At 32.9% G+C, this 9,429-nt stretch carries 3 protein-coding genes; all 3 read left to right on the top strand.

Annotation, left to right across the window (positions count from 1 at the left end):
- The first annotated feature begins 19 nt into the window (after positions 1-19).
- The 3 genes from ACP6PK_RS29470 (at position 20) to ACP6PK_RS29460 (ending at position 9,229) form a co-directional block, all read left to right on the top strand.
- Positions 20-6,247 carry an O-linked N-acetylglucosamine transferase family protein gene (locus ACP6PK_RS29470; protein ID WP_426565038.1) on the top strand — a complete coding sequence of 2,076 codons (6,228 nt, stop codon included), beginning with the start codon at positions 20-22 and terminating at the stop codon, positions 6,245-6,247.
- Between the two features lie 773 nt (positions 6,248-7,020).
- Entirely contained in the window at positions 7,021-7,779 is a 759-nt protein-coding gene (locus ACP6PK_RS29465; RefSeq protein ID WP_426565036.1) for a class I SAM-dependent DNA methyltransferase, read from the top strand.
- A 709-nt stretch (positions 7,780-8,488) separates the two neighbouring features.
- On the top strand, positions 8,489-9,229 hold the full coding sequence (locus ACP6PK_RS29460) for a class I SAM-dependent DNA methyltransferase (RefSeq protein WP_426565034.1): 741 nt from the start codon (positions 8,489-8,491) through the stop codon (positions 9,227-9,229).
- Positions 9,230-9,429 lie beyond the last annotated feature (200 nt).

Genomic DNA, 9,429 nt, shown 5'->3' with positions numbered 1-9,429 from the left:
TGAGGTAGACTATGAAAATTTGACAGAAAAGAAACTAAAAAATCAGCAGCAATTAACTGAGGTAAATTATCAAAATGTGGCAGAGAGAAAACAAAAAGCTCGGCAGCAACTAACTGAGGTAGACTATGAAAATTTGACAGAAAAGAAACTAAAAAATCAGCAGCAATTAGATTTTAAGATTCTGATTGACGGTGTATTTTTCCAAATAAATAATACAGGTATCGCTCGTGTCTGGAAGTCTTTGTTGGAAGTATGGTCGAAAGATAGTTTTGCTAAAAATATTTTAGTGCTTGATAGAGCAAAAACTGCACCGAAAATTCCCGGCATAAAATATCGTGTTGTGCCTGGATATAACTATGGAAGAATAGATGCAGACCGTCAAATGTTGCAGCAAATATGTGATGAAGAAAATGCCGATATTTTTATTTCTACTTATTACACAACACCTATTTCAACGCCATATATATTTATGGCTTATGATATGATTCCAGAAGTTTTAGCTAAAAATCTTGATAACCCTTCATGGCAAGAAAAACATCGTGGTATTAAACAGGCAATTTCTTATATTTCAATTTCTGAAAATACAGCTTGGGATTTAGTAAAATATTTTCCTCAAATATCTGCAAATTCTGTCAAGGTTGCTCATTGTGGAATTGAACAGAAATTTTCTAGAGCGACTCCTCAAGAAGTTGCTAATTTTCAACAAAAATATCAGATTAATCGACCATACTTTTTGATAGTAGGTGAGAGAATAGGTTGGCTTGGCTATAAAAATACTATTTTATTTTTTCAAGCTTTTGCTCAATTAGAAAAATCCACAGAATTTGAGATTGTTTGTATAGGGGGAAATAGAAAACTAGAGCCAGAATTAAGCAAATATATTTCCGGTAGTAAAATTCATTTATTGCAAGTGAATGACCAAGAATTAAAATGTGCTTATTCTGGAGCGATATCTTTAATTTATCCCTCAAAATATGAAGGTTTCGGACTACCAATTTTAGAAGCAATGGCTTGTGGTTGTCCGGTTATTACTTGTAAAAATGCTTCAATTCCAGAAGTTGCAGGAACAGCGGCTTTATATATAAAAGATAATGATATTAATGGCTTAGTAAATGCTTTGGGTGAAGTGCAAAAATCTGAGGTTCGGCAACAATTAATTACTGCTGGTTTAGCACAAGCTCAAAATTTTTCTTGGTCGCAAATGGCTAAGATTATGACTGATGTATTTATCCAGACTTTTAATCGGATTAAAGTAAAAGAATTATCTGCTATGGAAGGTAAGAAAAATTTCGGGGAAATTCCATTTCAGATAAATCAAGATCAGTTAGAAATGCAGATTAAGGAAAAGGAATTATCTGCTATGGAAGGTAAGAAAATTTCAGGGGGAATTCTGTCAAAAATAAATGACGCGGAATTAGAAATGCAGATTAAAGAAAAAGAATTATCTGTTATGGAAGATAGGAAAAATTTAGATGAAATGAAATTTAATCTAAATAACGGGCAGTTAGAAATGCAGATTGAAGAAAAGGAATTATCTGCTATGAAAGGTAAGAAAATTTTCGACAAAACTCTGTTAAAAATAAATCACGGACAGTTAGAAATGCAACGTCATTTTTGGAATGTTAATTCTCTAGATGAAGCTATGTTTGGGAGAGTGTTAGCTTACAGCGGAATTGATACACTTTCCCCGGAAGAAAAAAAGCAAGCTTGGGAAAATTCAATAGAAAATTGGATGCCACAAATTTTGGAAGGTATCTCTATTAAACCAGAGTGGAAAGTATTAGAAATTGGTTGTGGTGTTGGTCGTCTTATTAAGTATTTACGAAAAAAATTTGCACAGGTAGATGGTGTAGATATTTCGGAAAAAATGATTCAGTTTGCCCGACAATATTTAGCCGATGGAAAACAGAATGGAGAGGTATTTGTTAATAATGGCTATGATTTACAAAAGTTGTCTGATGAAAATTACGATTTTGTTTTCTCAACGATAGTTTTTCAGCACATTCGTTCTATTTCTATTGTCAAAAGTTATTTCCAAGAAACATTTCGGGTCTTAAAACCGGGAGGATATTTTAAAATTCAAGTACATGACCACAGCGCTGAAGGTTTAGGAAATTTTGATGAGGAAGGAGCGAAAGATAAGCAATATTATTTTTCTGGTAATGCTTATACTGAAGAACAATTAAAAGATTTATTAATTGCAGCCGGATTTAATTTAGTTTCTTTAAAATCTGCTAAACCTTGGATTTGGGCAACGGTAAGGCGAGAACAACAAATAGAAGTAGCTGTAGAAAAATTTCCTCAAATAGCTACTCTCAAAAATAATCAAATGGGTATTGAATATCCAGAAATTTCTCCATTGTCAGATAATAGCTATCGACCGTTTTGGTCTGTGATGATTCCTACTTATAAAAAGGTAAAATATTTAGAACAAACTCTGAAAAGTGTATTGCAACAAGCTCCTCCTCCAGAGGAAATGCAAATAGAAGTAATTAATGATTGTCCTGATAGTAAAATTCAAAATGAAATAGAAGCTATTGTTCGAAAAGTAGGGGGAGAAAGAGTTAATTTTTATCGGCATTTTCCTCAAGATATTGGTCAAGCTCCGATTTTTAATATTTGTCTACAAAGAGCAAAAGGATACTGGGTTCATCTACTCCATGATGATGATTTTGTTTTGCCTGGTTTTTATGAAAAGTTACGTCGGGGAATAGAAAATAAAACAACTTTAGGAGCTGCATTTTGTCGCCACTATTATATAGATGAAAATGATCAGAAAAAGTTTTTGTCTGTTTTGGAAAGAGATACTCCTGGAGTTATAGAAAAATTTTCAGAAAAGATTACTGTAGAGCAACGTATTCAAGTTGTGGGAATGGTAGTTAAACGTGAAACTTATGAACAATTAGGTGGTTTTTGTGACCAAGCTGCTTCTGCTGCTGATTGGGAAATTTGGAAACGAATAGCTGCTTTTTATCCTATTTGGTTTGAACCGGAAATTTTGGCTTGTTTCCGTTTACATTCTTCCTCGGAAACTTCCCGGTTAATGCTGTCTGGAGGTAATATAGAAAATGCTAGGAAAGCTATAGAAATTACTCAAACTTATTTACCAACAAATATGGCTGAAGAATTATCAAATAAAGCTAGGGAACATTATGCACTTGAAGCTATGAAAATGGCTGCTTCTATGTTGAAAGGAGGTAATACTAATGGAGCTATTGCTCAAATTCGGGAAGGTCTTAAATGTAGTAGGTCTCCCTCGGTAATTAATTTATTGGTTTCTATTTTGATTAATGCAGAAACGGAGGCTGAAACTTCTTTAGTTAAGACAACGAGTCAGGAAGTAGTATCTTTAGAATCTCAGTTAATAGAACAAAACAAACCTACACATAATTTTGAAACTAATTTATTGCCTTCTCTGGTAGAAGTCAATAAAGAGATTGAACTTTACCGACAAAACCAGTCCGATAAATCTACTTTAGTGAAGTTGCAGGAAGTTAGAAAGCAAATTGCAGATTCTTGGTTAAATTTCAATACCTTGGAAAATCTAAAAATTGCCTATTTAGGAGAACTTGGTCAAATACATAAAGCCTTATTGAAAAGCAGTATTAAAGAGGAAAGCTTAACCGAAACCGAGCAAAAATTTGTCACTCAAATAAAAGCTAATATTGCTAAAGGATTTAACCAAGCTTTAGACATTAAGAATCTTTTAGCAGGTATGCTTTATCAAAGAGCAGATAGACTAGAAATTAAATACGAAAAAGCTCCCATTCCTAACTGGTTTGCTACAGACTATTTAAAATTTATGTTTGCTTCTCCTCAGCTTTTCCAGGAAATAGGAGAAACAGATAATTACTATCATTTTATGGCTGGATGGTTGAGTTACGTTCATAATAATATATCCACAAATCCAGACTCAGAATTATGGCAAGCGATCGCCTCATTGTTTGTAGAAAATTCTAATTGGATACCTCTATATTTTACGACTACTCCAAATTTAAAAAATCTCTACGTCAAACGGGCAGAAATTATTGAATTTGTTCTTAAAAATCGTGGGTTACAGTTAGATTATACGATGGAGTCTCGCCCTTATGACCGCCAAAAAATTCGTTTGGGAATTCTTAAAGATCATTATAATCCTCAAACAGAAACATACTCTTTACTCCCAGTATTTGAACATTTAGATAGGAGTAAATTTGAGATATTTCTTTATGCAATAAATTCTAACGGACACCCCTTAGAAAAATATTGTCAAAGTCGTGTCGATAAATTTATAGAAGTACCAAAAGAACTAAAAAATCAAGTACAAACTATTCGTAATGACAATCTTGATATTTTGTTTTTCGGTTCTAATATTACTGCTATTACCAAAAATTCTACCTTACTGGCAACTCACCGACTAGCAAGAATCCAGGTTACATCAATTAACTCTCCTAGTACTACCGGAATGGCGCCCATAGATTATTACATCTCTGGAAAATTAACTGCTCCGACCGAGATAACCCAAGAACAGTATACCGAAAAATTAGTCAACATAGAAGGTTCCGGACTATGTTTCCGAGACCCCATCCCCGAAACTATTCCAGTAGTACAACCCCTCCGCTCCAGTTGGGGAGCAACCGACGAAACTACTATCTTTATTTCCGGTGCCAATTCCTACAAAATCATTCCCGAAATGCGGGAGACTTGGGCAAAAATTTTAGTTGCGGTGCCCAATTCCATTTTAGTCTTGTACCCCTTTAACCCCAACTGGACAAATTCTTATCCCGTCAGACCTTTTATCCAACAGATGCGAGCTACTTTGGAAGGACATGGTATTGATAGTAAGCGCTTGGTGGTCATTAAAGCACTACCAAGCAAATCAGATATCAAAAAATGTTTAGAGTTAGCAGATATTTATTTAGACTCTTTCCCTTATGGTGGGGCAACCTCTTTAATAGACCCCTTAATGATAGGACTACCACCAGTTGTTGTGGAAGGAAATGCCTTAAGATTTAGGCAAGCGTCTGCTTTATTGCAGGAAATTAATATGGAGGATCTTATTGCTGATGGAGAAGAAAGTTATGTTAATTTAGCAGTTAAACTGGCAACTAATTCTGAGTGGCGACAACAAAAACGGCAAGAAATTCAAGAAAAAATGCAGCAAAATCCTTCATTTTTAGACAGTCTTAGCTACTCTACAAAGATAGGTGAATTGTTCCAAGAATTATTCGAGCAGTGGCAAAATATTCATTTGCAAAAAAAGACAGAATCTACAAATAAAAAATCTTTAACGCCTAAATTTATTAATCGTTTAGTGGGTTGTGTAAATCTCTACAAAATTGACCCGACTGACCAATCTTTAGTAGAAGAATTACGTCAACTTCGTAAACAAATAGCTGATTTTTGGTTGGATATATCTCCAAAAGAATTAGAAACTATTTATCAAGGTAAAGTCCGACAAGCATATCTAGGTTTATTAGCAAGTGGGATTCAAAACGAACCTCAAACAGAAGATGAAGAGAAATTCCTCAAGGAATTAGCTGATCAAAGTATGGGTCTAACTAATCCTAAAGCTATTAATGCACTTTTAGGGGGAATGTTATATTTTCCACCAGGTAAAATGTTAGTCCGAGATGCTAAAAATCGTTTGCCTCAGTGGTTGATTAATGATTATAAACAGGTATTTGAAAGTAGAGAAGTTGCACAGAAGTTGGAAAAGACTTTTCAAGCTAAGTCTCCTCATTTGTCAGAAGATTCTATTGGTAGAGATTTGGATACCAGACCTCTAAAAGCTGCTGAAGCTAAAACTGAAAAGAATCTAGTTTTAACAGAAAATAAGACAGATAATTTAGATTCTGCCAACCAAAAATTTATGAATCAATTATTAGGTAGTGTGAATCTTTATTATATAGATCCTTCTGATGAATCTGTTGTGAAAGAATTGCGTCAACTGAGAAAACAAACGGCTGATTTTTGGATAAATTTAGAACCACAAAAACTGGAAAATTTTTACTTAGGTGAAATGGGTAAAGGTTATCAAGCATTACTCAATAGTGGGGTGCAAAATCAATCTTTAGTAGAAAGTGAACAGGAATTTTTACAACATTTAGCTACCCAACTTGCTCAAGGAATAGAAGCGCCGAAAGCTATCAATTATTTATTAGCAGCAATGTTATATTGTCGTTCTGAACAATTGCGAATAGAAGACATAGATAAACTGCCTCATTGGTTACTAGAAGATTATCAAAAATTTGCGGGAAATGGATAATTAGAGATTGAATAGATCGGGAAATATAAAAAATCAGATAGGGAATTAGGAACAGGGAATAGGTGAATAAAAAATTATTTGCCATAAAGAAATTTACCATAATTTTGGGAATATGAATACTGATACCCGCTCACTGTAGACTGATTTTAATCCCGGCATTATTCAAGCTTTAAGATTTAGTTATTAGACAAGTTACTTAATACTTATTTGGTAAACATTCTCTTATTTCTCAATCAAATTATTTTGCTAAGTAGATAGAGAAAATTATTTGTGCATTTACTAATCAACGATATTCTTTTTGCCTCTTCCCTACCTCGCACAAATATTAAATTAATTCTTTATTTACAGGTATTTATAATTAGAGTTTGCTGAAAAAGTCTTTTCAAGGAGTAGGGGAGTAGAGAGTAGTATAAAGGAGATAGTCAGATATATTTGTCCCTTGATTTTTCTGCTATTATTCTGCCTTTTATACTAACTTTTTGAGAGTTTTCAACTGAAAACCAGAAACTTTTTTCAATCCAAAAAGCTTTAAGCTTTTATCTTTCAAGAGTTTTAATTTTATTCAGCAAACCCTAAATAAAATTATCGTGATATATAGCAATCCGCGCATAGGTTGTGATAAATCAAAAAGTAGATAAAAAAACTGAAACTTACGCCTGTTCCCTATTCCCTAAAAGCGCTAATATTTTTGACACGAATAAAATAGGATTGCTATAGTTACTAACAGCTCACTTATTTATTAGAGAACGCACTTTACTTCCGCAAAACTAACTATGAATAAATATACCAATATCGCTGATTATTATGATAGTTTGACTGATTATTATGACCTTTTGATGACTCAAGGCTATTATGATTATCAAGGAATGGCTAATGCAGTCTATTCTTTAATAAAAGATGGTCGAAAAAAAATACTAGAATTAGGTGTAGGAACAGGATTATTTGCTGAAAAATTATTGGCACTTGCTCCTGAAGCTGAATTTACAGGAGTAGATATTACCTTATCAATGCTCAATATTGCTAGACAAAGATTGGGAGAATGGGGAAATTTAGTAGAAGCAGATATCTATAATATGAACCTTCAAGAAACTTTTGATATTGCTGTTTCTAGTAGAGGAGTTTGGGTAATTAGCCAAAGAGGCGATCAAACTGACTTAAGAAATCATACTAAGGATATTGATGAGGATATTAAGGGATTAATTAATGTTGCTAAACATCTGCGTCAAGATGGATTATTTATGTTGAGTATTCAGGGAGAACACAAAAGCTATCAACAAAATCTCCCCACAGGAATTGTTTATTCTCAGGAGATAGAAAAAATTGGGGAAAATGATGAAATTAAATCCATTGAGAAAACTTATTTTTTTCAGAGAGATGGAGAAATATTAGCTCAACAAAAACTGAAATTGAATTACATTAAGCAATGGAAAAAAGAAGAAATTATGGAACAAGCTGGATTTAGTTTTGTTGGTATCGATGAAAGCAAAAAGTTTCATAATTTATCGCAAAAAGTGAAACAGATAATCAAATAAACCTGATGTGCAAATTTTTTTAAATCTATGGGTTATGAGTTTAGGCATTTTGGAAATAAAATTTTTAACCTCATAGCAAGTAAATCACCATTTTTCCGTAGAAAGTTGCACATCGCGTAAATAATTGTATCCAAATTCAATCTAATACAAATTCTCTGTGAAGTTGCATCTAAGTTTATTTCCGCTAACCCTCCTTTGGCAAGGAGTAATTATCTGCATTATTAAGGAAAATTTGCATTTAGTTTGAGGATATTGGAAATATTTAACCCTCCCATGAATTTTTAGTTTAATAGTTGCCTCAAATTGAGAAAAGAAATAGCTGATTTATTGATACAGATTTTTAAATCAAATGTAAGCATTCAGCTATCAGCTATTGCTGAAAAAAACTGTAGGAATTTTGTCTCCCAACCCATTAATGCTGAACGCTTACGACTGTTTAGGGAAAATTATGTTCTACTATCAGTGATAAATTATATAGTCATCCTAAATGATTTGTGAAAAAAACTGTAGGGGTTTGGTCTCCCAACCCATTGGTACTGATAATTAATAACTGAAAAAGTAAGCTCCTTTAACCGAATAAGGAATTATTCATTATTGGCGCTCTAACTGACTGTTAAGAGCTGAATGTTTACAATCAAATTATCGTGGTATAGTTACTAAAAGTGAAATTATTTATTAGAGACTGCACTTTACTTCCGCAAAACTAACTATGAATAAATATACCAATATCGCTGATTATTATGATAGTTTGACTGATTATTATGACCTTTTGATGACTCAAGGCTATTATGATTATCAAGGAATGGCTAATGCAGTCTATTCTTTAATAAAAGATGGTCGAAAAAAAATACTAGAATTAGGTGTAGGAACAGGATTATTTGCTGAAAAATTATTGGCACTTGCTCCTGAAGCTGAATTTACAGGAGTAGATATTACCTTATCAATGCTCAATATTGCTAGACAAAGATTGGGAGAATGGGGAAATTTAGTAGAAGCAGATATCTATAATATGAACCTTCAAGAAACTTTTGATATTGCTGTTTCTAGTAGAGGAGTTTGGGTAATTAGCCAAAGAGGCGATCAAACTGACTTAAGAAATCATACTAAGGATATTGATGAGGATATTAAGGGATTAATTAATGTTGCTAAACATCTGCGTCAAGATGGATTATTTATGTTGAGTATTCAGGGAGAACACAAAAGCTATCAACAAAATCTCCCCACAGGAATTGTTTATTCTCAGGAGATAGAAAAAATTGGGGAAAATGATGAAATTAAATCCATTGAGAAAACTTATTTTTTTCAGAGAGATGGAGAAATATTAGCTCAACAAAAACTGAAATTGAATTACATTAAGCAATGGAAAAAAGAAGAAATTATGGAACAAGCTGGATTTAGTTTTGTTAGTGTCGATGAAAGCAAAAAGTTTCATGTTTATCGCAAAAAGTGAAACAGATAATCATTGTTTAGGGAGTAGGGAAGATGGGTTTGAGGATAGGGAACAGGGAAAAAATATTTACCGAAAAATAAAGGTATAAAGCCTTCTATTTCAAGAGAAAATAAAGAAATATTATTTCTTTATTTTCAATCCTCTTGGTTTTAACCAGAGGTAATTATCAATTATCAATTATCAATTATCAATTATCAATT

This window comes from Dapis hubbardiae BLCC-M172 (genome assembly GCF_050016015.1).
Lineage (GTDB): Bacteria > Cyanobacteriota > Cyanobacteriia > Cyanobacteriales > Microcoleaceae > Trichodesmium.
The sequence above is the reverse complement of the archived record's forward strand: the minus strand, read 5'-3'. Positions and strand labels throughout refer to the sequence as shown.